Source organism: Isoptericola aurantiacus (assembly GCF_044769875.1).
Lineage (GTDB): Bacteria > Actinomycetota > Actinomycetes > Actinomycetales > Cellulomonadaceae > Isoptericola > Isoptericola aurantiacus.
In genome coordinates, this window is the sequence record NZ_JBJBAE010000007.1 from 75,096 (window position 1) to 100,012 (window position 24,917).

A 24,917-nucleotide genomic window follows, 5' to 3' on the forward strand; every position below is an offset into this window, starting at 1 on the left:
CGGGCCGCCCGGGCTCAGACCTTCAGATCGACCCACACCAGCCGGTGGTCGCTGCTCGGGAACGGGTAGGTGCCGGTCAGGGCGGACAGCGGGTCGGCCTGCACCGGCCAGAACACCCCGGCGTCGCGCACCCGCAGGCCGTGCTTCGAGGGCAGGACGTAGTCGGCCCGCAGATTGCCCGGGGTCGTGTCGGCGAAGTCGGCGGTGTCGAGCGCCGGGTCGCCGGTGTGCGTGAGGTTGGCCCCGCCCTGCAGAGCGGCCGCCTCGACGGCGCCGTCCGACGTCGGCCGCGGGTCCCTGATGCGCGGGTGGTCCAGGAGCTGGTCGATCGCGACGTCGTAGGAGTCGCCGTCGGCCGGGTCGGCGTTCTGGTCGCCCAGGATCACGAATCGCTCGCCGCCGCCCAGGCCGCCGCGTCCGCCGTCGTCGTCGTAGATGTAGCGCGAGGCCTTGCCCGGAGTGACGTAGTCCGCCCAGAAGCGGATCTCGTCGTGGTTGCGGCGCCCGTTGCGGTCCTCCGGGCCGTCGAACGTGGGCGGCGTGGGGTGCGAGGCCAGCACGTGCACCGTCTCGCGGCCCACCCGGACCGGGACGTCCCAGTGCGACTTGCTGGACAGCCGCACCACCTCGAGCTCCTCGGCGGAGAACCAGTCGGCCGGTGCGTCCGTGGCCGGGTCGTCGGGCAGCAGCCCGCCGGGCATGTCGGCCCACAGGAAGTCCTGGAAGGTGCGCACGGCGGCGGTGTCGATCGGGTACTTCGACAGCACCGCCATGCCGTACTGCCCCTCGAACAGCCCGAAGCCGAACGCGTCGTCGCCGCCCCCGACCGTGCCGTCGTTGTTGAGGTCGAACCCGCTCGGCACGCCGGTGTTCGACGGCGCCACGAACGCGTACGGGTACACCACCGGCTCCGCACCGCCCTGGCCGACCTCCAGGTAGTTCTCGCGGAAGAGGTCCACGGCCTCGCCGGCGGCGTCGAAGTCGAACTCGTTGAGCAGCACCACGTCCGGGTCGGCACGCTGGATGACCTCGGCGACCGTCGCCGCCTGCGCGTCGTCCGGGGTGGACAGGTCCTGCACCAGCTCGCCCTCGCTCGCCCGGTTCAGCGACAGGTTGTACGTCGCCACGCGCAGCGTGTCGGCCGTGCCGGACCCGTGACCCGACCCGTGCCGCCCTGGCGAGGTACCGCCGTCGTGCCCGCGGCCGTGGGCGCTCGCGGCGACCGGGGCTAGGGCGGCGGACAGGGCCACGGCGAGCGCGGTGGCGGCGGACAGGGCGGTGCGGTGTCGCAGGCTCATGCTGCGACGGTAGCGCCGCGCCGTGACCGGTGGATCAACGGCGCGTGAACGGACCGGTCCGGGCGGACGACGACGCACGGTCGCCGGCCGCCCGGACCGTCGCGTCAGTGGTGCCACCCCCGCTGCAGCGGGTACCGCACGAGCTGCCCGTCGGGCGGGCTCGTCTCGTCCTCGGGCGGCAGGACGTTCACCGTCGCGACCAGCCCGTGCCGGTCGATCTCGACGTCCCCGGGCAGCGGAACGGACGCGACGGTGGTGCTGCCGCGCCATCCGACCTTCGAGATCTCGCCGCCGAACAGCTGGGCGACGTAGAGCGTCCCCCAGCGGTCCACGGCGATGCCCGTCGGGGAGAGCAGGTCCTTCGCGACCGTGCGGACCCGACCGGACCAGGGCGAGACGACCACGACGGAACCACGTGCCCCGAGCGACTCGTCCTCCGGTCCGCCGGGCAGCAGGGACACGTAGAGCATCCCGAACGGACCCACCTCGACGTCCGTCGGCACCGGCTCGAACCAGTACCGGTACCCGGCCGCACAGCTCGGCAGCCCCTGGGCCTCCAGCGCCTCCGCGGTGACCTCGACGGGCTGCGGCGGCAGCACGGCGACCGTGCGGATCTTCCCGCGGTGGTCGACCGACAGGATCGCGTTGGCCGCGGCGTCGGCCACGTACGTGGTGCCGTGGTGCGACGTCGTCGCGTACGGGTGGGAGTCGACGATGCCGGTGTACGTCGCGGGGAAGTCCTCGGGGAACTGGCTCGCGCACGCGGCCGGCAGGTTGCGCAGGCCGTAGGTGACCCGGGCGTCCGGGTTCCTCGCGGCCTCGTACGCGCCGACGTCGGCCAGCACGGTCGGGTTGCCCCGAGGCGTGCCCGACCTGTCGAGCCGGAGCCGTTGGACGGTCTGGGTGGCGCCCGTCTCGGTGAAGGTGACCGTGCGGCCGGCGTAGCTGACCCCGCCGACCTCCGCGCCGTCGTCGGACGCGTAGAGCACGGTGGACCCGCCGTGACGGTCGACGGCCGTGAGCAGGCCCGCGAAGTTCTGGCTGACGAACGTGGTGCCGTGCGGCCCCACCGCCAGGCTCAACGGGCTGACGAGCCCGTCGGTGACGGTGGTGGGCTCGGGCGGGAAGTGGTCCTTGGACCCGTGGGCGGCCGCGGGGGAGGCGGCGAGCGCGAGGGCGGCCAGGGCGGCCGCGCAGGAGGACAGCAGGGTGCGTCGCATGGAGAGGCTCCTGGTGTGCGCAGGGAAGGGTGCGGCCGGGTGGCACGCGGATGCGCTCGACGCGGTGCCACCGCGGGTGCGCGAGACGGCCCGAGGGCCGCAGCACGTGACGCGTCCGCTCCGAGGCGTCACTCCGAGAAGATTCTGCTCCCGGGCGCGCCCGCACGCCCACCGATTTTCCGGGTGAATTCGCGGTCAGCGCCGCGCCTGCACGACGACCATCGTGTCGCCCAGCAGCGGCAGGCGTCCCAGGGTGCGGGCGTCGTGCAGACCGGCGGCGGTGAGCAGCCTCTCGATGCCGCCGTCGGCGTTGTCGGCGTCGTGGGTGCGGCTGCCCGGACCGTGGCCCGGCTGGTGGCGGTGGCCCGGCTGACGGCCGTGGCCCGGCTGGTGGCGGTGCGACCTGCCGTGACCGTGCCGCTCGTGGTGCGTGCCGGCGTCGGGCGCCGTGCCGTCCGCCGGAGCGGCGCCGTCGTGCCCGTGCGTGGCGGCGTGGTCGCCCGCGAAGTCCGCGATCGTGACCGTGCCGCCGGGGCGCAGCACGCGGACGATCTCGACGGCCATCCGCTCCTTCTCCTCGGCCGGCACGTGGTGCAGCGCCAGCGACGAGATCACGTGGTCCTGGCTCGCGTCCGGCACCGGCAGGCGGTGGGCGAACCCGCGCACCAGCGTCACCTCCGCGCGCGCACGACGCCGCAGCTTGCGCGCCGCCCGGCGCAACGAGTCGCCGTCGGGGTCCAGGCCGGTCACGACGGCGTCCGGGGCGGTCCGCAGCACCTCCCGGCTGAGGTTGCCGGTGCCGCAGCCGACGTCGAGCACGTGCTGACCGGCGGCGATCCCCGCGAGCTCCACCGTGCGCCGGTACAGGCGGGTCAGACCGCGCAGCCGCGCCACGACGTCGTACCAGGGCATCATCCAGCCGCGGGCCATGCCGGGCAGGAACTCGTGGTCGGACTCGTCGGGGCGGACGTCGTCGACCCTGCGGACTGGGGGCATCACGGGCTCCTGAGGACGGGGACGCGTCCATGATGCGCCGCCACGGGGGAATCCGAGAACGGGCTTGCCGAACCGGCAACCGTCCGGTCGCGCTCCGCTCGTCCGGCAGGTCGACGCGGAGCCGTCCGTACGATGGCCGTATGCCAGCCGCCGGTCCGCCCCAGCCCAGCACCGCGTACCTCGACCACCTCGCCGACGAGACCGACGAGCGCCGCCGCGCCGCCGCCGTCGGACCCGGTCCGGACAGCATCGACGGGGGAGCGCCCCGGGCGCTCGCGGACCTGGTCGACGCCGCGGCCTCCGCGCTGGAGCCGGAGCTCGCCGACGTGGTGCGCACCCTGCACGCGCACCCCGAGACGGCGTGGGCCGAGCACGACAGCGCCCGCCTGCTCGTCGATCTCCTCGAGCGCCACGGGATCAGCGCCGAGCAGGGGGTGTTCGGCGCCGAGACCGCGTTCCGGGCGGAGCTGGGCGGCGGCGAGGGCCCCACGCTCGTCATCTGCGCCGAGTACGACGCGCTCCCGGGGATCGGGCACGCCTGCGGGCACAACGTCATCGCGGCCTCCGGCGTCGGGGCGTTCCTCGCGCTGCGGGACGTGCTGCGCGCCGCCGACGCCCCGCCCGGACGGGTGGTGCTGCTCGGCACGCCCGCCGAGGAGGGTCACTCCGGCAAGGAGGTCCTCGCGCGGCACGGGGCGTTCGACGGCGTGGACGCGGCGATCATGGTGCACCCGTACGGCGTGGACGTGGCCGACCAGGTCTGGCTCGGCCGGCGGCTGCTGACCTGGACGTTCACCGGGCACAGCGCGCACGCCTCCGCCCAACCGTTCATGGGCCGCAACGCGCTGGACGCCGCGAACCTCGCCTACCAGGGGGTCGGGCTGCTGCGCCAGCAGATGCCGCCGGTGGACCGGGTCCACGCGATCATGGTCGACGGCGGCACGCGGCCCAGCATCATCACCGAGCGCGCCGAGATGCGCCTCTACGCGCGGTCCAAGTACCCGGACACGCTGAAGGACCTGTCCCGCCGGCTCGACGACGTCGCCCGGGGTGCCGCGCTCATGACCGGTACCGCGGTGGAGATCACCTGGGACGACGGCGCCCACCCGTCGCTGCCGGTGCGCACGAACGCCGCGCTCACCTCGCGCTGGGTGGCCGCTCAGCAGCGGCGCGGCCGGGAGGTGCTGCCGGGCGGCGTGGTGTCCGAGACGCTCGCGGCCTCGACCGACTTCGGCAACGTCAGCTTCCGGGTGCCGGGGATGCACCCGCTGATCCAGGTGGCCGACCCGTCGGTCGCGCTGCACACGCCGGAGTTCGCCGCGGCCGCCGGCTCGGAGCGGGCGGTGCGGGCCGCCGTCGACGGCGCCGCGGGGCTCGCGGCCACCGCGCTGGACTACCTGTGCGACCCCGCGCTGCAGGCCGCCGTGCGTGACGAGTTCGAGGCCGCCGGCGGGGCGATCGACGTGCCGCGCTACTTCGACTGAGGTTCCCGATCGAGCGTCTCTGTTCGGGTCAGATCAGCGCGTGATCCGACGCGAACAGAGACGCTCGACCGGTCTGTCGGCCGCCGGTCAGGCCGCGGTCGTGACCTCGATGCGCTGCGGCGTCGTGCCGGCGAACACACCGGCGACGGTGACCGTCAGGACTCCGGCGTCGTAGGAGGCCGTCACGGCGTCGCCGTCGACGGACCTCGGCAGGGTGACGACGCGGCGGAAGGCGCCGAAGCGGACCTCGGAGACGCGGCGGCCCTCGGCCTCGGCGTCACGCTGGTCCTTGCGCTCGCCGGTCACGACGAGCTTGCGGCCCTCGACCTCGACCGTGACGTCCTGCGCGGGGTCGATGCCCGGCAGGTCGAGGCGGGCGACGAGGTCCTCGCCGTCGCGGTAGACGTCCGCGGCAGGGCTGCTGCTCTGGGGGCGCTGCGGCGCGGTGGCACGGGGCGTCCACAGGTCACGCAGCCAGGCGTCGGCGAGCAGGGTGCGGTTCAGGGTGGTGGTCATGAGGTGCTCCTCTCGGGGGTGCTTCCGAGAGGTCCAACCTGAGTCGGGTCCGCTCAATTTCCGGGTTCGCCGACGGCGGACGGCGGGCGTTCGCGGGAGACCCGTGCGCGGGCGCCTCAGTCGTGCAGCGGTGAGCCGACGACGTCGAACCGGAAGCCGCCGAACTCCCCGGACAGCAGCGGGCGGGCCGCCGCGATGGACGCCTGGACGCTCGCGAGCTCCAGGGACGCGCGGTGCGCCTGTGCCGACGTCCACAGCTCGGCGACGAACACGGTGTCGGGGTGGTCGTCGCTGACGCCGACCTCGTAGAGCAGGCAGCCGGCGTCGGCCAGCTCGTCGCTGCGGGCCGTCAGGCGGGCGACCAGCTCGTCCCGTTTCCCGGGCACGGCACCCAGGGTGCCGACGTTGGCGAAGGTCATGGTCGTGACGGTAGCGGCGGGCACCGACACCAGCGCCCCAGGGCTGCACGTCGCCGTCCACGTAGAACCAGGTGCCGCCGTCGCGCACGAACCGGCTGCGCTCGTGCAGCCGGCCACGCGTGCCGTCGTCGTCGGTGAACGACGCGACGAACTCGACGTGCCCGGCGTCGTGGAACGGTCTGCCAGCCTGCGTGCCGAGGATGTCGAGGCGGCGCCACCGCCGTCCCGGGTCGAGCTCCAGCGAGGCCGGCCGTGTGCTCGGGTGCCAGGTGGCGCGCAGGTAGTCCGCCTCGCCGGCGGCGAAGGCGCTGTAGCGCGAGCGCATGAGCGCCTCTGCGGTCGGGGCGGCGCGCTCGCCCCGGTGCAGCGGGCCGCAGCACTCGCCGTAGGGCAGGCCGGACAGGCAGGGGCAGCGGGTCGCGTCGTCCACAGGTCCATGGTGGGGCACGACGGCTCGCGGTGCGGGTCTGCGTTCACACGGACGCCGTCCACGCCTCCAGCAGGTCGGCGGGTCCGACGGCAGTCACGCCGACGACATCGACACCACTACGTGAGACGGCGACGAGCGGAGTCTCCTCGGTGGCCCCGGGCAGCCTGTCCCGGTGCTGGTGGAGCCGTGCCAGATCGCGGTGGTCGAACGCGCGGTGCTCCAGCCACTTGACGGAGCCGACGAAGGTCAGGGTCTGTGCGACGCCTTCCCGGTCGGCGCCGACGAGGTCGATCTCCGGGTCGTTGGTGCGCGTCCAGTATCCGCCCACGGCACTGGTGTCCGGGAACGGTCCGGACCCGGCGAGCCTCCACAGGGCCTCACGGATCACAGGTTCGACGGCTCGTCCCCGCCACGAGGTCCAGCCGTCGCGCACGCGGGCGAGCAGCTGGTCGCCGCGTCCCCGTTCGATCAGAGGCAACCCCGGCCTGACGAAGCGCAGCCAGAACCGCAGGTAGGGGTCGTCGACGCGGTAGCGGGTCTCCTTGCTGGGGCGCGTGGACAGTGGCGTGTCCGCGGCGACGATCCGCCGTTCGGTCAGCAGTTCCAGGGCGCGTTGGAGTGAGGCTTGCGGCAGTCCGGACGCGCGCCCGATGGTGGTGAAGGTCCGTTCTCCGTGTCCGACGGCGCGGAGCACCGTGCGTGCCTGCGCTTCGGTGGGAAGCTCGGCGGCCAGGCTGCGCTCACCACTGACGATCAGCGGAGACGTCGGGTCGGCGAGCGAGTCCGTGAGGTAGGCCCACAGGTCCGCGTCGGACGGCCAGGTGTCGAGCAGCAGGGGGAGCCCACCGGTGACGAGGTAGGCGTCGATCGCGTCGGCGGGCTGGAGCGCGAGCAGCGATGCGACGTCGGCGGGGTTGAGCGGGGGGACGACCATCTCCGTCGCGCGTTGGTAGAAGGGGCGGCCGTAGGTGTTGATCTGCTCCATCGTCGCGAGGTCGGAGCCGACGAGGATCAGGAGCACCGGCAGACGTGAGAACTGTCGGTCGAAGGCTCGCTGCAGGGCTCCCTCGAACGCGGGGTCGGCCCGGACGAGGTAGGGCATCTCGTCGAGGACGACGACGCTGGCCCGGTCTGTCGGCAGCGCGGCTGCCAGCATCTGGAAGGCGCTGGTCCAGGTCGTCGGAGGTTCTGCCGGGGTGGCTGTCGAGGCGTCGGGAAGGTCGGAGGCCTTGAGCTCCGCGGTGAAGTCCGCGAGGTCAGTGGCGGGAGGACCGCCGGCCGCCGTGAAGAAGAACGACGGGACGGCGGCGCGGTCGACGAACTCTTCGACGAGCCGAGACTTGCCGACTCGACGGCGGCCGCGGACGAGCACGGAACGCCCCGGACGGTCGGCGTCCTCAGATGTTCGCGCGAGCAGTCGGTCGAGCATGCCGAGTTCCGCGCTGCGCCCGACGAAGGTTCGCACAGGCAGACCCCTCCCAGGAAGACATTCATGTATGAGTGCTTCAAAGATGAGTGTCTCATGGATGGGTGTTTCGAGCCAGGGTGAAATCAGGTGACCAGGGCGACCCGTCCTTGGCGCATGCGTGACCTGAACCGTTCCATCGGGTACGAACGGAGCATGCCGCGTTCCTTCCCTCCCTCGCCCGACTTCCCGGAGGACGGCGGTGCCGAGCGGGCGATCTGGGAGGCGCTGCGCGACCAGCTCCCCGACGACGTCGTCGTGCTGCACGGCGTGCACCTGCAGGAGCACGAGCAGGAGTACGAGATCGACCTGCTCGTCGCCTGGCCCGGTGTGGGTCTCGCCGTCGTCGAGGTCAAGGGCGGGCACATCGAACGGTCCGACGGGCGCTGGCTGCAGGGCAGCGGACCCACGCAGCACCAGATCTCCCCGGTGCGGCAGGTCCAGGCCGCGCGGCACGCGCTGCAGGCGCTGCTGCGTCAGCAGGGGCTGGCCGCAGCATCGGCCCGCACCGCCCACCTGGTGGCGTTTCCGCACCGGTACGTCTCCGGCGGGTGGGACTCCCTCGACCTGCCGCGGGACATGCTCGTCGGGCGCGACGACGTCGAACGGGCGGGCGGCGTCGTCGAACGCGTCAAGCACGCGATCGTGCGGCACGGGCAGGGATATGCGCCGCTCGACGAGGCCGGTGCCGAGCAGATCGTCGCCGCGTTCGCCGGCCGGTTCCCCAGCCAATCCGAGAACCTGACGCGGGCGCTGGAGCACGCGACCCGGCTCGAGCAGATGACCCGCGACCAGGCGAGCGTCCTCGACACCCTGTCCCAGGTGCGGCGCATGCGCGTGGTCGGCGGGGCCGGGTCCGGCAAGACGTACCTCGCCCTCGAGCAGGCACGACGGCGGACCCGCGCGGGCGAGCGTGTCGCCCTGCTGTGCTACTCGCGCGGCCTGGGCCGGTACTTCCAGCGGATCACCGAGACCTGGCCGGCCCGGGACCGCCCCGCCTACGTCGGGCTGTTCCACGACCTGCCGCTGACCTGGGGCGCCGTCGGCGGACGCGACGACGACCCCGACTACTGGGAACGGCACCTGCCGCTCGAGCTCGGGCGGCTCGCCGCGCTGCGCGGACCGGACGAGCTGTTCGACGCCGTCGTCGTCGACGAGGCGCAGGACTTCGGCGACCTGTGGTGGCCGTCCCTGCTGCGGTGCCTGCGAGACACGGACGACGGCGGCGTGTACGTGTTCCTCGACGACGCGCAGCGGGTCTTCCCGCGCGACGGGCGCGTGCCGCTGTCCCTGGTGCCTGTCACCCTGAACGAGAACCTGCGGTCCACGAAGCAGATCGCGCAGGTGTTCGGATCGCTGTCGTCCGAGGTGGTCAAGCCGCGCGGGCTCGACGGGCCGCCCGTGCGCGTGGTCGACGTGCCGGCCGACTCGGCGCTCGCGGCGGCCGACGACGCCGTCGAGGCGCTGCTCGACGAGGGCTGGGCGCCCGGCGACGTCGCGCTGCTGGCCACCGGGCGGCGGCACCCCGAACAGGTCAACGAGGTCCAGCTCGGCGGGTACGCCGAGTACTGGGACACCTTCTTCGCCGCCGAGGACGTGTTCTACGGGCACGTGCTCGGGTTCAAGGGGCTCGAGCGGCCCGTGGTCGTGGTCGCCGTCAACGGGGTGCGGGATCTCGAGCGGGCGAAGAAGATGCTGTACACCGGGCTGTCGCGGGCGCGGACGCTGCTCGTGGTGGTCGGGGACCGGTCGTGGATCGAGGAGGTCGGGGGCGAGGGCGTGCGGCGGCGGCTCGAGAAGGCGGAGAGGTGGAGCATCGGCGGCCCCTGAGCCGAGGGCTCCGAAGCACTACTTCGTCACAAGCATCGCCAGTGAGGAAGCTAGTGACTATGCCAATGACTATGTCGACGGCGATGAGCTCGCGCGGTGGCTGACGCCGTCATGCACGACGCGCACGACCGCCCCCGCAGAGATCGGCGACGACAAGCTCGACGCTGGGGCCAAGGGCGACGAGGGCGGAGCCGCCCAGCAGCATCCCTGAGACCGTCGAAGCGATCAACTACACCCACCGCTGCGTCATCGTCCCCGGCGCTACTCGACGATAGTAGGGTGAAAGTAGTCGAATAGTGCTGCCTCGATCGGCTCAGTGAACCGGAGCTTCATGCGGACAACCGAGGCACCAGTCTCTTTCATCGTCGTCTGCTCGGCATCGTGCGACGTCGCGTCGCCGAGAAAATAAAAGTCCGACCCTTCGGCGTCGTCTTTCTTGACAAAAACAAAAAGCTTCACGTCGTTGTTGACAATCGGTTTCACTTCGCCGCTGGACAGGGTCCGGCGGCTCCTCGTGTACCAGAGCATTGTTGACGGGTCGAGCAAAGTGTCTTCATAGGCAGTGTTCGCGGAAATCTCCGTCGATTTGTGTAAGGTGACAAAGATCGGGCAAGCTGGCACAGGACCAGTCGAGAGGTCGACCTTGTATCCGTAGAGAGTCGACACCCATTTGCGTGGCCAGCAGAGAAGGCGCAGCACCTCTTTGCGTGAGTATTGCCTTGCGGGAGTGAACGGCGACGACATGTTGTACTGCTTGGCGACCAGAGCCAAGCCTGTGTCCATTAGATCGTCGATCGCGTCTCTGAAAGCCGAATTTGCTTGGTAGCCGCGGGCGATCTCAGGTCGGAGCGAGATGGCGGAACCGTCGTGTTCAACGATGCCGCCGCCGTAGCGTTTCACGTCAGCCTCCGCGAAGCCTTCGAGGGTGAAGGTATCGATTGCGCTAGTGACGTGGGAGGGGGTCGTGGGCAGCCCGCGGTCTTGCCAGAGCGTCTGCACGCGCGAGGTGGGAACACGGGTATCGTCCAGTAGAGCGCCGAGCAGAAATAGTTCGTGAGGACGCTTGGCGGGCAGGACCTCGTGGGAGAGTAGATGCAGTGCGCGGTTTTCGTCCGCGGACAGCGCGACGGACTCGCGGAGTACCTTGGCGGTAAGTGCTGGGAAATGATCCTTCTTAGTCGCCAGCACCACCGGATTGACCGACTCGAACCGGAAGAAGTCCCAGAGTTTCGGCGTGCCGCCGACACGGTTTCGCATTGCGAGGATTGCCGCTTTAAGTCGGGACATGTCATCAAGCTTTGTGTCACGGATTGAGTTAAGCACCCGCTCCTGCGCGATCCTATCGAATTGGACGCTCGACAGACCCGGCAGAGCTCCTGCCTCCTCGGCTGCGATGAGGTTCTGGCGCAACGATTCCTTGTTGAGTGAATCGTCTCCGAACAGAGCAATCGGGATGAGGAAATTGTTCGCGTAGTTGCCGATAAAGTCGATGACGACCAGATACTCCTTCTCGGCGTGTTTCCGTAGCCCGCGACCCAATTGCTGGACAAACACGATTGCTGATTGGGTCTGTCGCAGCATGATGACCTGGTTGACGGAAGGGATGTCGACGCCCTCGTTGAAAACATCCACGCTTAGGATGTAGTCGAGCTCGCCGCGCACAAGACGTTCGACCGCCTGCTCTCGGTGTTCGATCGAGTCCTCACCGGTGAGCGCTTCCGTTCGCAGCGGCCGCCCCCGGAGGGTCGAGCCATTGAGTGCTTGGGATAGTCGCCGCGCCTCGTCCTTGCGGCTACAGAAGATAAGGCCTTTTGGTGGAACTCCGGCATGGCCGTAGGTCTCTATGGTGCGGACCAGATGCGATATCCGATCTGCAGAAATGAGTAGGTTGAGATCGCTGTCCGCGTCTACTGTGGTGTTGTCGTCGAACGTGATATCCGTAACGCCGTAGTAGTGAAACGGAGCAAGCATGTCTTCCTCGAGTGCGTGGTTGAGGCGAATCTCGTAAGGAACGTTGTAGTCGAAGAGCTCGAAAACGTTGAAGTTATCGGTGCGCTCGGGGGTCGCTGTCATCCCAAGCAGGAAGACCGGATCGAAATGTTGCAGCACGCGCCGGTGCCTGGATGCCCCGGCCCGGTGGGCCTCGTCTATGATCACGTAGTCGAAGACATCGGGGGCGAATCGCGCTAGAATGTCTGGCTGGGATATGGTCTGGACGGTTGCGAACAGGTAGCGTGCGCCGAAGTCTTTCGCCGATCCTGTCAGCTTCCCGTAGTCGCTCGACGAGCCGCCGAGCACCTTGTGGTACTCCACGATGGTTCGGTCCAAGATCTGCTCGCGGTGGACGACGAAGAGTAGCCGCCGAGGGTTTACGGCGCGAACGTCGAGTGCGGACAGAATCGTCTTTCCTGTACCGGTCGCGGAGATGACGATTGCGCGTCTCTCGCCGCTTGCGCGGACGAGCGCAAGGGCATCCAGTGCATCGCGTTGCATGCTGTTTGGCGCGATCTCGGGCGCCGTGGCTTCCGGCTGGGTGGCGCCGTTCGGAACCACCGGCTCGCCCAGCGGGTATGGTGGCGGAACGGCTGATGGTAGGAGTGCAGAGAGGTCGCGCGGAATCCTAGGCGGGCGTTCGCTCGGGCGATAGTATGTCTGGGCGTACCACTCAATCCATATGGATGAGAGTGGCACTGAGTCTTCGATCTGCCGATCGGTAAGGTCATTCAATTGAGCAGCAAGGTCGCTCCCGGGAGCAGCCGACACCTTGAGGTTCCACTCATGGTTCTTCAAGAGTGCGCTTGGTGTAAGGTTTGAGCTTCCCATCATGGTCGTCACGGCGTCGGCATGTTCGAATACATAACCCTTGGGATGAAATCCGCTGGCGTTGTGTAGGCGGACATCAATTCCGAGTTGCTGGAGGTTGAGGAGTTCGGCGAATGCTTCGGGGGAGTTGAACCCGAGGTAGTCGGAGGTTACGATACGACCCACCCCTTCGAACTCCACGAGGTCCTGCTTGAGGAGGGCGATCGCTGCTGGGGCCACGAATGCCACAGAGAAGGTAAACGAGCTGCACCGGTGCAGCTCAGCGCGAATCTCACGAAGGACGGTGCTGCCGTCGTCATTCAAGACGACGCGTGGGTTGTGGCTGCGGGGAGCTCCATGGGTGGCAGTGCTGAGGAATCCGTAGTCGAGGTCGAGCTCGAACTGGTTGCTCCAGACAAAGTCAGCACTCATCGCACGTGGTCTCCCTGGATCTTTTGGACTGCGGGTACGTCCGCGGGTGCCCAGGCAAGCCTTCCAAGTTCGGCGGGTGGGAGCCACTGGACTGCTTCATGTTCGGTCAGAGTGGGGTTGCCAGAGACGAGCCCGCAGTAGAACGTGGTTAGCGTCACGACACCGAAGTCGTAGGCATGGCTGGTGGTCGCGACCTGGGCGCCAACTCGCACGTCACACCTGAGCTCTTCCTCGATCTCTCGTTGGAGGGCTTCGCGGGGTGTCTCACCGGTCTCGATCTTCCCGCCGGGAAACTCCCACATTCCTGGGAGGCTTCCGTGCGGCCCACGTTGGGCGCAAAGGACTAGTCCCTGGTCGACGATGACTGCGCCGACGACGTCGATGTGCTTCGCGGATTCCACACGCGCAGCTTTCCACGCGTGGCCGACGTGGCCAAACACCGACCGGGTGATTCTCAGATGTGGCGATGGCGACTTAACGCCACGTACTCGGGACGCGCCACGCCAGATGCGTTAACGCCCGACTCGCCGCCGCAGCTCGCCGATGAGCCACGGATACGGGTCCACCAGCGATGTCCGGTCGGCCCGGATCTGCCGCCCGAGGTCCTGCAGTTCGCCCGCTGCCGTGTAGTAGCGCCCGCGCGTCTGACCATGCGCCTCGAGGAGCCCGGCACGGACGAGCGCCCGGAGGTCGCGGCTCGCTGTCTGCTCCTCGACACCGCTCTGCTTGACGTAGGTCGGACGTACGACGCGGAGGCCGCGTACGGCGTCGAACAGTGCGTCGGCGGCGCGTTCGTTCAGCCCGGACCGGGCGACGAGCTCGTCGAGCGCGCTCCAGATTCCTTCGGCCTCGTCGAAGCGGCGTCGCAGCGTCTGCGCCTGCATGTGATGAGCGCGGAGGCTGAACTTGATCCACAGGTCGGCGCTGTTCTGGGGACTCCATGAGCCCTGGCCGGTCGCTGCGAGGACTCGGTAGTAGTCGTCGGTGTTGTTGCCCAGCCATTCCTCGATGCTGGAGAACGTCGGCTCCAGCACGTGATCCTGGGCGAGGACGAGGGTCTGCAACGCCCGGGCCATGCGGCCGTTGCCGTCCTTGAACGGGTGAATCATCACCAGGTTCAGGTGTGCCATGGCTGCGTCGACCAGGGTGTCGGTCCCATCGGTGCGCAGCGAGCAGACGAGCTCGTCGACCAGGGCGGGGACGTCGTCCGCCGGTGGTCCCTCGTAGACGGTGGCATCCGCAGCCTCGTCGCGGACGTAGATCGAACCCGGCCGGAATCGACCCGGGTCGACGGCGAGATCGTGCTCGAGCAGCATGAAGTGCAGCGAGCGCAGGGTCTGGGAGTCCACGGTGAAGCCGACTTCGGGCGCCATGCGCAGGACGTAGGTCATCATGCGGCGATAGCCGAGGATCTCCGACCAGGTGCGCTCGTCGGCGGTCATCGGGGGCTCGTCGTCCACGGCCGCCAGCGCGTCCTGGTCTGTGACCGTGTAGCCCTCGATGGTGTTCGAGCCCTGGATCGCGCGAGCCTGCGTGGTCCGGCGCATCCCGCTGGTCCAGCGCCGAGGGGTCCGCAGCATCATCGCGAGAGAGTCGCGCAGGTCGTGGATCTCGGCGACGACCCCGGTGTCCTCCAGGTCGGTTTCGGGGGTGCGGTAGATCGTTGCCATGGCCGACCACTCCCTCCCCGATGACGCTATGACTCAATCATTGTGTCATCGGCGTCGACCGTGACGCAATGATTGAGTCATAGTGTCATCGTCCGACCCTTGCCGCGCGTGACCGCAGCCGTCCCAGAAATTACCCACCCGTCACACTGCTTCATCCCGCTGAAACCAACCCTCTTTAGCGTGCACTTAACGCCGCCGCACGGGCGACCCACGCCACGGAGGGACCAGCGACATGACCGACGCGCCACCCGCCCCAGAAGCCACGCAACCGCAGCAACCCGCCGCTCCGCACGCCAAGCACCCGGTGGACGAGATCCCGCGCCTCGCCCGCCTCTTCCCGCTCGGCCTGCAGCACGTGCTCGCCATGTACGCGGGCGCGGTCGCCGTCCCGCTCATCGTGGGTGGCGCCCTGGGCTACTCGGCGGAGGACCTCGCGTTCCTCATCAGCGCCGACCTGTTCGTCGCGGGCATCGCCTCGATCATCCAGTCGGTCGGGTTCTGGCGGTTCGGCGTCCGGCTGCCGCTGATGCAGGGCGTCACCTTCGCCGCCGTCGGCCCGATGATCAGCATCGGCACCACGTTCGACATCACCGCGGTCTTCGGCGCCACGATCGCCTGCGGCCTGTTCATGATCCTCGTCGCGCCGTTCTTCTCCCAGCTCCTGCGGTACTTCCCGCCGCTGGTCACCGGCACGGTCATCCTCATCATCGGCGTCTCGCTCATGGACGTCGCCGCCGGCTGGATCACCAACCAGGGCGAGTCGGCCGCGCCGTCGGACCTCGGCCTGGCCGCCGGGACGCTGCTGTTCATCGTGCTCATCGAACGCTTCGCCCCCGCGGCGATCGCCCGCTGCTCGGTGCTCATCGGCCTGGCGCTGGGCACGCTCGCGGCGCTGCCGATGGGCAAGGTCGACTGGTCCGGCGTCGGCGAGGCGGGTTGGTTCGCCCTCGTCACGCCGCTGCACTTCGGCGTACCGACGTTCCCCGTCGCGGCCGTGCTGTCCATGCTGGTGGTGGGCCTGGTGATCATGGTCGAGACCACCGGCGACATGATCGCCGTCGGCGAGATCATCGACAAGAAGGTCACCAAGAAGCGCCTCGCGGACGGCCTGCGGGCCGACGGGCTGTCCACCGTGCTCGGCGGGTTCTTCAACACCTTCCCCTACACGGCGTTCGCGCAGAACGTCGGCCTGGTCAGCCTCACGGGCGTCGCCTCGCGGTTCGTCGCGACGATGGCGGGCCTCATCCTCGTGGTCCTCGGCCTGGTGCCGAAGGTCGGCGCCGTCGTCGAGGGTGTCCCGAGCGCGGTGCTCGGCGGGGCGGGGATCGCCCTGTTCGGCATGGTCGCGGCGTCGGGCATCCGCTCGCTGTCCAAGGTGCGGTTCGACAACAAGAACATCCTGGTGGTCGCCGTGTCTCTCGGCGTCGCGATGCTGCCCACGGTCAAGCCCGAGATCTACGCGGACTTCCCGACCTGGTTCCAGCTCATCTTCGACTCCGGCATCAGCGCGGGTGCCATCACCGCCATCGGGCTCAACCTGCTCCTGAACGGCGACCAGCTCCGGGGGATCCAGGACACCCAGGAGATCGCGCCGCACGATGCCCTGCGGGCGGTCCAGCCCGCGGTGCTCACCTACGACACGGCCACCGGCACGAGCTCGACGGTCGAGGTCCCGGCGCCGGCGTCGACGACGGGCTCGGACGCCGTCGTCGACGGATCGGAGCCGCCGACCGGTCAGTCCGGCGAGAAGGCCTGACGGGGCACGACGGCGGCCGGGGCGTCACGCACGACGCCCCGGCCGCCGCCGGCGATCAGTCGAAGCTGACCCGGAGCTCCGTGCGCGCGTGCGTGTCGTCGGCACCGGACGTCATGCCGACGGCGCGCAGCGGGTCGAGGTAGGAGAGGCTCTCCGGGCTCGACTCGAGCACGGGACGCAGCACGTCCGTGAGGCGGTCGAGGTCGACGAACACCACGCTGCTCGGCTCCTCGTCGGTCACGACGCTGCGGAACGCGTCCGTGGAGCCGAGGCCGCCGTCGCCGGCGAGCTCGGTGGCGTACGCGTCGTTCGTCGCGAACACGAACCCGTCGTCCGCCGCAGCGGTCCCCAGCGGCGTCATCCCGGCCCCGGTCATCAGGCTGTCGATCCGGCCGGCGAGGTCCTGCAGCGCGTCGGTGTCGCCGACGGTGCGCACGCCCACGGAGACGTCCTCGACGCCCTGGACGGACTCGAGCGAGTCCAGCCCCCGGGCGTCGACCGCGACCGCGACCTCCTCGCCCGCCAGGGTCGCGAGGTCGTCCGGCAGGTGGATGTCGAACTCGTCCGCGAGCAGGGCGACCATGCCGTCGAGGTCGGGCTGACCCGACGTCCCGAGGCCCCAGGGGTCGTCGGCGGCGGTCGTCGAACCGTCGGCCGAGACCCCGGTGCAGGACTCCATGAAGATGTCGAACACCATCTGGTCCTCGGCCGACAGGTCGGCGTCGCTGGTCCCGAGGTAGTCGTAGGCCGCCTCCTCGCAGAGGTCGTACAGCTCGGGGTCCACCTCCGCAGCGGCCTGGGTGTCGACGGCCGCGGGCGAGACGCCCTCGAGGCCCGAGAGCAGGGATCCTCCACCGAGCGTCGAGCCCAGGGAGTCGTACAGCTCGCGGAACTGCTCCCACCCCTCGTCGATCGCCTCGGGCGTGCTCGAGCCGGCCATCGCCACCAGCGTGGTCTCCGGCAGCGCCGCCGTCACCGACGGGCCGGACGCGCGGTACGGCGCGAGCGCCTCGTCGTCGCCGGCCGTGAGGGTCTCCAGCTCGATGCCGTCGGGGTTGGCGCGCAGCGCCCCGGCGACCGTGGTGAACCCGTCGACGCTGTCGAGCGTGCTCTGGTCCAGCGCGCCCTCGGAGAGCTCCGGGATGGCGCCGACGGCCCAGTCGAGGATGCCCTCGGCGTCCGCCCAGAACGACACGAGGCCCGCGTCGCCGAGGGCCTCCATGTCCGCGGCGAACGCGGCGTCGTCGGCGAGGGAGGCCTGCTCGGCGGCGGCCACGACGTCGGCCGCGGCCGCGCCGTCGGTGATGATCGCGTACCCGGAGGTGAAGGCGACCTGCGTCGCGTCGGTCCCGCCGCAGCCCAGCCCGGACTCGAGCGCGGTGCGGGCGGCGTCCTCGTCGGTCACGGCCAGCACGCCGACGGCGGTCGGTTCGTCGCCGTCGCCGGGGAGCGCGGCGATCGCCCCGCGCTCGCCGATCCAGGGGGCGACGTCGGCGTCGTAGTCGATCTCGCAGTCACCGTCGGCCGAGATCGCCTCGACCAGGACCTGCTTGAGGTCGGAGTCCTCGGAGAGCTCGACGCCCAGGTCCTCGGACAGGTCGGGCAGCCGGGTCGCCAGGCGCAGCAGGTTGATCTTCTGCTCGGCGGAGGGGTCCAGGTCGACGCGCACGTAGCCGAGGGTGTCCGCGGGCAGCGCGGCTTCCGGCTGCGCGCCGCCGCCGTCGAGCATGGCGTAGGCCGCGGCCCCGGCGCCGCCGAGGACGAGCAGCCCGGCGGCGATCGAGCCGCCGATCAGCAGGCCCTTGCGCGAGCCGCGGGCGGGCTGCTCGGATCCTTCGGGGTCCGTGAGCGGGACGGTGTGCGGCTCCTGCGGCGCAGCGAGGGGTTCCGGATCCTGGCCCGACGGCGGGTCTGCGGGGTTCTCCGGCGGCTGCGGACGGTCGTTCACGTGGGAGTCTCCTGGGAGTTCGTCGATAGCGGAGTGCTGACCGTATCGACTCCTCGACCGCGGCGGAAGCGCCGTCCACAGCAGGAACGGCCCGGGATCAGCCGGGCTCGCCGCCGCCCAGCGCCGCGCCGACCTCCCGCTCCACCAGCGACCCGAGCGGCGGGTTGGTCCGCTCCTCCCACAGGGCGACCAGCAGGGCCAGCAGCACGATGCCGGCGCCCACCAGCGGCACCGCCTCGATCCCGACGACGGACACGAGCAGGGCGCCCAGCGCCGACCCGCCGGCGATCCCGAGGTTGAACAGTGCCGAGGAGATCGCCTGCCCCATGTTCGTGCCGTGCGGGGAGATGAGCAGCACCCGGTGCGACAGCACGGGCGGCACGGTGGAGAACGAGAACCCGAACAGCAGCAGGCAGGCCACCGCACCGACGGGGGACGAGCCGACGACCCAGAGGCCCACCATCGCCACGACCAGCACCCCGAGCCCGGCCAGGAGCGCCCCCACGGGCCGCCGGTCGAGGAACCGTCCCACCACGACGGCGCCGAGCACCCCGGCGCCGCCCTGCAGGAGCAGCAACGCCGGCAGGTCGGACTGGGCGAACCCGGCGACGTCGATGAGGTACTGGGTGACGAACGTGATCATGCCGAAGGCCCCGGTGACGGCGAGCACGGTGACGACCATGACGGAGACGTAGCGCCGCATCGAGGCGAACGGTGCCTCGCTCGCGCCGCCCGCCGACGGCGACACCGCCGGGAACAGCACGATGACGACCACCATGATGATCGCCGAGACCACGGCCACGGCCGCGAAGGACCAGCGCCACGACGTCGCCTCACCGAGCCAGGTCCCGGCCGGCACCCCGAGCACCGGGCCCAGCGAGTTGCCGACGGCCAGCCGGGCCATGACCTTGCCGCGCACCCTCGGGGGGAACAGGCCCGCCGTCGCGGGCACGACGGCCACCCAGAACAGCGCCTGGGCCAGCGCGGTCACCACGCGGGCGGCCATGAGCTGCTCGTACGACGGCGTCAGCGCGGCCCACAGGGTGGCGAGCGCGGCGACGCCGGCACAGGCGGCGAGCACCCACCGCCGCTGCAGGTTGCGGGTGAGGTGCGCCAGCGGCACCGAGGACACGAGCACGACGAGCGCGTAGGCGGTGACCAGCAGGCCGATCGCGGCCGTGGTGCGGTCGAGGTCCGGCGCCATGAGGGTCAGCAGGCCGGAGGGGAGCTGTTCGACGGTGACGAACAGGAACGTCGAGGCGCCCATCGCCAGCAGGATGATCGTGGCACGACGGGCGTCGACGGTGGGGCCGGCGGTGGACATCGAATCGATTCTAGGCGCCCGGGGACGACGGCGGCGCATGGTTTTCGCACGCCGCCTCGGTCTCGTTCGGCACCGCTGGCCTCACTCGGCACTCCGGAGCTGCCGAACGAAGCCGGCAGTGCCGAACGAGATCGCCGGCCACGACCCTGTGAGCGTTCACAGCCACCGGCTACACTCGCACCATGGAAGGCCCGACCAGCAACGACGCCGACGCCGGCACCGGCACCCCGGACGCGCCGTCGTCGTCCGCCGCCCGGCCCGCACCGACCCGGCGTCGCAAGCCCCCGAAGCGCCCCACCATCCGCGACGTCGCCGCCACCGCCGGGGTCAGCCGCGGCACGGTCTCCCGCTTCCTCAACGGCGGCCACTGGGTCTCGCCGGAGGCGCGCACGGCCGTCGAGGACGCCATCAAGCGCACCGGGTACCGCGCCAACGAGCACGCCCGCTCCCTGGTCACCGGCCGCTCCAACAGCGTCGCGTTCCTGCTCACCGAGCCGCAGCACCTGCTGTTCGAGGACCCGAACTTCTCCCTGCTGCTGCGGGGCGCCACGCAGGCCGCCGCCGCCCGGGAGATGCCGATGGTCCTGCTCGTCGCGGGCACGGCCGAGGAACGCCGCCGCGTCGCGGGCTACGTCGAGGCGGGGCACGTCGACGGGGTGCTGCTCATCAGCTCCCACGCGGGCAACCCGATGCTCACCGAGCTGCTCGACCTCGGCATCCCCACGGTCGCGTGCGGCGTCCCGCTGGGGTTCGAGGACAAGATCGCCTACGTCACCGCCGACGACCGCTCCGGCGGCCGCGCCATGACCCAGCACCTGGTCGACTCCGGCCGCCGCCGCATCGCCACCATCACCGGGCCGATGGACACCCCCGGCGGTGTGCTGCGGCTGCAGGGCTTCCGCGACGTGCTCGGCGACGCGTTCGACCCGGACCTCGTGGTGCACGGCGACTACACGCGCGAGAGCGGCCGACTCGCCATGGCGGACCTCCTGGAGCGGCACCCCGACGTCGACGCCGTGTTCGTCCACAGCGACCTCATGGCCGCCGGTGCGCTCGTCGCGGCCCAGGCGGCGGGTCGGGACGTGCCCGACGACGTCGCGGTGGCCGGGTTCGACGACAACGGCGTGGCCGCCCAGCTCCACCCGGCGCTGACCACGATGCGGCAGCCGTACGAGCGCATCAGCGCCGAGATGGTGCGCCTCCTGCTGGACGTCGTCGACGGCGCCGAGCCCTCGGCCGTCACGCTCCCGACGTCGCTGGTGGTGCGGGACTCCGCCTGAGGCGGGTCAGGGGGTCTTCCACTCCCGCTCGAGCATCGCGTAGACCAGGGTGTCGGTCCACTCGCCCTTGGACCACCAGTCCTCGCGCAGCCGCCCCTCCTGCTTGAGCCCGATGCGCTCGCAGAGGCGGGCCGACCGGTCGTTGCGGGCGTCGAGCTGCGCCACGACCCGGTGCATCCGGTAGTGGTCGAACGCGATCTGCAGCACCGTGCGCATCGCCTCCGTGGCGAAGCCCCGCCCGGTGTGGGCCGGGTGGAACGCCCAGCCGACCTCCCCGCGCGACGTCGTGTCCCCCGTCGTCCACAGGGCGACGTCGCCGACCACCTGACCCTCGTGCTCCACGACCAGCGCCAGCGCCGACCCTGGCTCCTCGATCCCGGTGCGCTGCATCCGGCGGGCCACCTGGGTCTCGGCGTTCTCCGGCGTCCAGGGCTCCTCGAGCAGGAACCGCGCGACCTCCGGGTCGGCGTTGTACTCGAGCAGCGGTTCGACGTCCTCCTCGGTGTACGTGCGCAGCACGAGGCGGCTCGTCCTGACGGGCAGGGGAGCGCGCTGCGGGATCGGGGGCTCGGTCACGGTGCGAAACCCTAACCCGCCGCGGCCCGTCCCACCCGGTGGGGTGCGCTCCTGCAGGTGGAGGATCCTCCGCGCGGCGCAGCGCAGCACACCGAGGGGAGACATCGTCTCGATCGGTCGGGTACCGGTGCCGCGCGGTCCCGGCCGTGGCTAGCGTGGCCGGCGAGCCGCCGTCGCCTCGGCGGCCCCCAGGACCGAGGAGGCACCATGGCCGTCGACCCGACCGAGGGCGCGCTGGCCGCGCTGCGCGACCACGCGCCCGGCGAGCCGGTCGTCATGCTCAACCTCCTGCGCTTCGCGCCGGGCGGGCGCGCGTCCTACGACGAGTACTCGCGCCGCGCAGCGCCGTTCCTGCGCGAGCACGGCGGCGAGGTGGTCTACGCGGGCGACGGCCGCGACCCGCTCGTCGCCGAGGACGGCCAGGCGTGGGACGCCGTGCTGCTCGTGCGGTACCCGAGCGTGGACGCGTTCGTCCGCATGGTCTCCGACCCGGGCTACCAGGAGATCGTCACGCTGCGGACCGCCGCGCTCACGGAGGCCGTTCTGCAGCCCACCGTCCCGTGGGTGGGCCGGCGCGGGTGAGGCACGCGTAGCGTGGGGGCATGGCCGACCGTCTCCGCTCCGCCACCTCCCCCTACCTGCGTCAGCACGCCGACAACCCGGTGGACTGGTGGCCGTGGGGCCCCGACGCCTTCGCCGAGGCCCGCCGTCGCGACGTCCCCGTCCTGCTCTCGGTGGGCTACGCCGCCTGCCACTGGTGTCATGTCATGGCGCACGAGTCGTTCGAGGACACGGAGGTCGCCGAACGCATCAACGCCCACTTCGTGCCGATCAAGGTCGACCGGGAGGAGCGGCCCGACGTCGACGCCGTCTACATGGCCGCCACCACCGCCATGACGGGGCAGGGCGGCTGGCCCATGACGGCGTTCCTCACCCCCGACGGCGACGCCTTCCACACCGGCACCTACTTCCCGCGCGAGCCGTTCCTGGAGGTGCTCGGCGCCGTCCGCGACGCCTGGGCGGATGCCCGGGACGCCGTCGGGGAGCGCGCCGCGGCGGTGACGGCGGCGATCGGCCAGACCACCGCCGGCCTGCCCGCCGCGCCCCTGGGCGACGCCGAGCTCGCGGCGGCCGTCGAGTCGCTGCTGGGCGACGCCGACACCACCCACGGCGGGTTCGGCGGCGCGCCGAAGTTCCCGCCGTCGATGACGCTGGACCACCTGCTGCGCCACCACGCCCGCACCGGCGACCCGGCGGCGCTGGAGCACGTGGAGCGCACGTGCACCGCGATGGCGCGCGGCGGCATCTACGACCAGCTCGGCGGCGGGTTCGCCCGCTACGCCGTCGACGAGGCCTGGGTGGTCCCGCACTTCGAGAAGATGCTCTACGACAACGCCCAGCTCCTCGGCGTGTACGCCCGCTGGTGGCGGGCCACCGGCTCCGCGCTCGCCGAGCGGGTGGTGCGCGAGACCGCCGCGTTCGTGCTGCGGGACCTGGGCACCTCCTCGGGCGGGTTCGCCTCCGCGCTGGACGCGGACACCGAGGTCGACGGCCGCGGCGTCGAGGGCTACACCTACGCCTGGACCCCCGCGCAGCTGCGCGAGGTGCTCGGGGACGACGACGGCGCCCGCGCGGCCGAGGCGCTCGGCGTGACCGACGCCGGCACGTTCGAGGGCGGCACGTACACCCTGCAGATGCCCGGCGACCCCGACCCGCAGTGGTGGGCGGAGGTGCGGGCCCGGCTCCTCGTCGCGCGGCTCGACCGCCCCCAGCCCGCCCGCGACGACAAGGTCGTCACGGCGTGGAACGGCCTGGCGATCGCCACGCTCGCCGACGCGGGCGCGATGCTCGACGAACCCCTCTGGGTCGCGGCCGCGCGCAAGTGCGCCTCGTACCTGCTCAGCGAGCACGTCGTCGAGGGGCGCCTGCGACGCGCCTCCCGCGGCGGGATCGTCGGGGAGGCGCTCGCCGTCGCCGCCGACCACGGAAACCTCGTGCGCGGCCTGCTCTGCCTGCACCAGGCCACCGGCGAGGCGCAGTGGCTCGACTCCGCCGTCGCGCTGCTCGACGCCGCGATCGAGCTGTTCGGCGCCGAGGGGGACGACGGCGGGTACTACGACGCCGGCTCGGACGCCGAGCGACTCGTGGTCCGGCCCCGCGACCTCAGCGACGGGCCGGAACCCTCCGGGCAGTCCGCGCTCGCGGAGGCCCTCATGACGGCCTCCGCGCTGACCGGGTCCTCGCGGTACCGGGAGCTCGCCGAGGCCGCCGTGCGGGCCTCGGGGACGCTGGCCCGGCGGGCTCCCCGGTTCGCCGGTGGGGTGCTCACCGCCGCCGAGGCGCTCGCCGACGGACCGCGACAGGTCGCCGTCGTCGGCGCGGCGGCCGGGGGCGACGGCGGCGTCCTGCTGGACACGGCACGCACCGGCGGGGCGGCGCTCCACGGGGACGACGGCGCCAGCGCGGTGGCCGCCGACCTGCTGCGGACCGCACGCCGCGCCCACACCGCCGGTGCCGTCGTCGTCCCCGGGGCTCCCGACGCGCCGGGCGTGCCGCTGCTGGCCGACCGCCCGCTCGTGGACGACGGCCCGGCCGCCTACGTGTGCCGGGGATTCGTGTGCGACCTGCCGGTCACGACGCCCGACGACCTGGCGGCAGCCCTCCTCCCTGCGAGGTAGGCCAACGTCTCGCGAGATAGGCCGTCCCTCAGTCCAGGGTCATCGCGCGCAGGTCGTCCAGCGAACCGTCGAACACGTTCATGTCGATGTGGGTCTCCTCGCCCGAGTAGCCGTCCAGCACGTCGCGGTCGGAGTACTGCCAGAACGTCCAGTCGCGGCGCGGGAGGTCGGGCGCGGTCACCACCGAGCGGATCCACAACGGGTAGTCGCCGTAGTCGTCGCCCAGGTAGGTGCTGCGGACCTCCTGGGTCGTGTAGATGATCGGCGGGGCCCCGTAGTGGTCCTCCAGGGCCGCCAGCATCGGGTCCAGGATGCCCCGCAGCTCGTCCACCGACGGCGGGGAGTCGGCGAACTCCCCGTAGTACTCGACGTCGACGACGGGCGGCAGCGTGCCCGGCTCGTCCGGGACCTGCTCGATCAGGTGAGCCGCCTGGTCCTGTCCGGAGCTCTCGAAGGACAGGAAGTGGTAGGCGCCCACCAGCAGGTCCGTGTCCCGGGCGCCGGCCCAGTTCGCCGCGAAGCGCTCGTCCACGTGGCTCGACCCCTCCGTGGCCTTGAGGAACGCGAAGTCGAGGTCCTGCTCCGCGAGCACCGGCCAGTCGATCTCGCCCTGGTAGGCCGAGACGTCGACGCCGCGCACGTCGTAGCCGCCGACGGCGAACCGGTTGGGCCAGATCACGCCGTTCCACGCCAGGAGCGCCAGGCCCCCGCCCGTCAGGACGAGCGCCGCGGCGGCCGCCGCCGCCCAGCGCCACCACCGCCGTCGTGCCGTCCGCTTCCCGTCCACCGGGCG

The 24,917-nt window shown here is 71.2% G+C and carries 19 protein-coding genes and 1 pseudogene; 6 read left to right on the top strand and 14 right to left on the bottom strand.

Features of this window, described 5'->3' with window-relative positions:
* Window positions 1-14: 14 nt before the first annotated feature.
* The 3 genes from ACIQLL_RS16810 to ACIQLL_RS16820 all read right to left on the bottom strand — a co-directional run bounded on the left by ACIQLL_RS16810 (window position 15) and on the right by ACIQLL_RS16820 (window position 3,514).
* Window positions 15-1,298: an endonuclease/exonuclease/phosphatase family protein gene (locus ACIQLL_RS16810; protein WP_402469645.1), complete on the bottom strand. Its 1,284-nt coding sequence runs from the start codon at window positions 1,296-1,298 to the stop codon at window positions 15-17.
* Window positions 1,299-1,402: 104 nt separating this feature from the next.
* Complete coding sequence (locus ACIQLL_RS16815; RefSeq protein WP_402469648.1) at window positions 1,403-2,518, bottom strand: ScyD/ScyE family protein; 1,116 nt, start codon at window positions 2,516-2,518, stop codon at window positions 1,403-1,405.
* 195 nt (window positions 2,519-2,713) lie between these two features.
* The gene (locus ACIQLL_RS16820; RefSeq protein ID WP_402469650.1) at window positions 2,714-3,514 is read right to left on the bottom strand and encodes a class I SAM-dependent methyltransferase; all 801 of its coding nucleotides are present in this window, start codon (window positions 3,512-3,514) and stop codon (window positions 2,714-2,716) included.
* 140 nt (window positions 3,515-3,654) lie between these two features.
* On the opposite strand from ACIQLL_RS16820, the gene ACIQLL_RS16825 reads away from it, so the two are divergent.
* Window positions 3,655-4,998 (top strand): M20 family metallopeptidase, encoded by a 1,344-nt coding sequence (locus ACIQLL_RS16825; protein WP_402469653.1) that lies wholly within the window; start codon window positions 3,655-3,657, stop codon window positions 4,996-4,998.
* An 87-nt stretch (window positions 4,999-5,085) separates the two neighbouring features.
* Here ACIQLL_RS16825 and ACIQLL_RS16830 read toward each other — a convergent pair whose 3' ends face one another.
* From ACIQLL_RS16830 to ACIQLL_RS16845, 4 genes and pseudogenes are all read right to left on the bottom strand, one after another.
* On the bottom strand, window positions 5,086-5,514 hold the full coding sequence (locus tag ACIQLL_RS16830) for an Hsp20/alpha crystallin family protein (protein WP_402469985.1): 429 nt from the start codon (window positions 5,512-5,514) through the stop codon (window positions 5,086-5,088).
* Window positions 5,515-5,630: 116 nt separating this feature from the next.
* Entirely contained in the window at window positions 5,631-5,933 is a 303-nt protein-coding gene (locus ACIQLL_RS16835; RefSeq protein ID WP_402469655.1) for a putative quinol monooxygenase, read from the bottom strand.
* Between the two features lie 64 nt (window positions 5,934-5,997).
* A pseudogene (locus ACIQLL_RS16840) lies at window positions 5,998-6,381 on the bottom strand (YchJ family protein); the annotation flags it as partial.
* A gap of 25 nt (window positions 6,382-6,406) precedes the next feature.
* Window positions 6,407-7,828 carry an ATP-binding protein gene (locus ACIQLL_RS16845; RefSeq protein ID WP_402469657.1) on the bottom strand — a complete coding sequence of 474 codons (1,422 nt, stop codon included), beginning with the start codon at window positions 7,826-7,828 and terminating at the stop codon, window positions 6,407-6,409.
* 156 nt (window positions 7,829-7,984) lie between these two features.
* Between ACIQLL_RS16845 and ACIQLL_RS16850 the strand changes: the two genes are divergently transcribed.
* Window positions 7,985-9,658, top strand: coding sequence for a nuclease-related domain-containing DEAD/DEAH box helicase (locus ACIQLL_RS16850; protein ID WP_402469659.1), 1,674 nt, complete (start codon window positions 7,985-7,987; stop codon window positions 9,656-9,658).
* 261 nt (window positions 9,659-9,919) lie between these two features.
* Here ACIQLL_RS16850 and ACIQLL_RS16855 read toward each other — a convergent pair whose 3' ends face one another.
* From ACIQLL_RS16855 to ACIQLL_RS16865, 3 genes are all read right to left on the bottom strand, one after another.
* Entirely contained in the window at window positions 9,920-12,892 is a 2,973-nt protein-coding gene (locus ACIQLL_RS16855) for a DEAD/DEAH box helicase (protein WP_402469662.1), read from the bottom strand.
* A complete protein-coding gene (locus tag ACIQLL_RS16860) occupies window positions 12,889-13,293 on the bottom strand; it encodes a (deoxy)nucleoside triphosphate pyrophosphohydrolase (protein WP_402469665.1) in 405 nt (134 codons plus the stop codon). Before ACIQLL_RS16860 ends, ACIQLL_RS16855 begins: the two co-directional genes overlap by 4 nt.
* Before the next feature lie 111 nt (window positions 13,294-13,404).
* A complete protein-coding gene (locus tag ACIQLL_RS16865; RefSeq protein ID WP_402469667.1) occupies window positions 13,405-14,334 on the bottom strand; it encodes a Fic family protein in 930 nt (309 codons plus the stop codon).
* A gap of 460 nt (window positions 14,335-14,794) precedes the next feature.
* Here ACIQLL_RS16865 and ACIQLL_RS16870 point away from each other — a divergent pair, with 460 nt between their 5' ends.
* Window positions 14,795-16,318, top strand: a complete 1,524-nt coding sequence (locus ACIQLL_RS16870; RefSeq protein WP_402469669.1) for a nucleobase:cation symporter-2 family protein — start codon at window positions 14,795-14,797, stop codon at window positions 16,316-16,318.
* A gap of 55 nt (window positions 16,319-16,373) precedes the next feature.
* Here the strand turns inward: ACIQLL_RS16870 and ACIQLL_RS16875 are convergent, their stop codons facing one another.
* Together ACIQLL_RS16875 and ACIQLL_RS16880 are read right to left on the bottom strand one after the other, a co-directional pair.
* The gene (locus ACIQLL_RS16875) at window positions 16,374-18,266 is read right to left on the bottom strand and encodes a DUF3352 domain-containing protein (RefSeq protein ID WP_402469671.1); all 1,893 of its coding nucleotides are present in this window, start codon (window positions 18,264-18,266) and stop codon (window positions 16,374-16,376) included.
* A gap of 97 nt (window positions 18,267-18,363) precedes the next feature.
* Entirely contained in the window at window positions 18,364-19,590 is a 1,227-nt protein-coding gene (locus ACIQLL_RS16880; protein WP_402469674.1) for an MFS transporter, read from the bottom strand.
* 182 nt (window positions 19,591-19,772) lie between these two features.
* Here ACIQLL_RS16880 and ACIQLL_RS16885 point away from each other — a divergent pair, with 182 nt between their 5' ends.
* The gene (locus ACIQLL_RS16885) at window positions 19,773-20,870 is read left to right on the top strand and encodes a LacI family DNA-binding transcriptional regulator (protein ID WP_402469676.1); all 1,098 of its coding nucleotides are present in this window, start codon (window positions 19,773-19,775) and stop codon (window positions 20,868-20,870) included.
* Between the two features lie 6 nt (window positions 20,871-20,876).
* Here the strand turns inward: ACIQLL_RS16885 and ACIQLL_RS16890 are convergent, their stop codons facing one another.
* Window positions 20,877-21,446, bottom strand: a complete 570-nt coding sequence (locus tag ACIQLL_RS16890) for a GNAT family N-acetyltransferase (protein WP_402469678.1) — start codon at window positions 21,444-21,446, stop codon at window positions 20,877-20,879.
* 207 nt (window positions 21,447-21,653) lie between these two features.
* Between ACIQLL_RS16890 and ACIQLL_RS16895 the strand changes: the two genes are divergently transcribed.
* Both ACIQLL_RS16895 and ACIQLL_RS16900 read left to right on the top strand, forming a co-directional pair.
* The gene (locus ACIQLL_RS16895) at window positions 21,654-22,028 is read left to right on the top strand and encodes a DUF1330 domain-containing protein (protein WP_402469680.1); all 375 of its coding nucleotides are present in this window, start codon (window positions 21,654-21,656) and stop codon (window positions 22,026-22,028) included.
* A gap of 20 nt (window positions 22,029-22,048) precedes the next feature.
* Window positions 22,049-24,124: a thioredoxin domain-containing protein gene (locus tag ACIQLL_RS16900; RefSeq protein ID WP_402469683.1), complete on the top strand. Its 2,076-nt coding sequence runs from the start codon at window positions 22,049-22,051 to the stop codon at window positions 24,122-24,124.
* A 28-nt stretch (window positions 24,125-24,152) separates the two neighbouring features.
* Here ACIQLL_RS16900 and ACIQLL_RS16905 read toward each other — a convergent pair whose 3' ends face one another.
* Window positions 24,153-24,911 carry a GH25 family lysozyme gene (locus ACIQLL_RS16905; RefSeq protein ID WP_402469685.1) on the bottom strand — a complete coding sequence of 253 codons (759 nt, stop codon included), beginning with the start codon at window positions 24,909-24,911 and terminating at the stop codon, window positions 24,153-24,155.
* Between the last annotated feature and the right edge of the window lie 6 nt (window positions 24,912-24,917).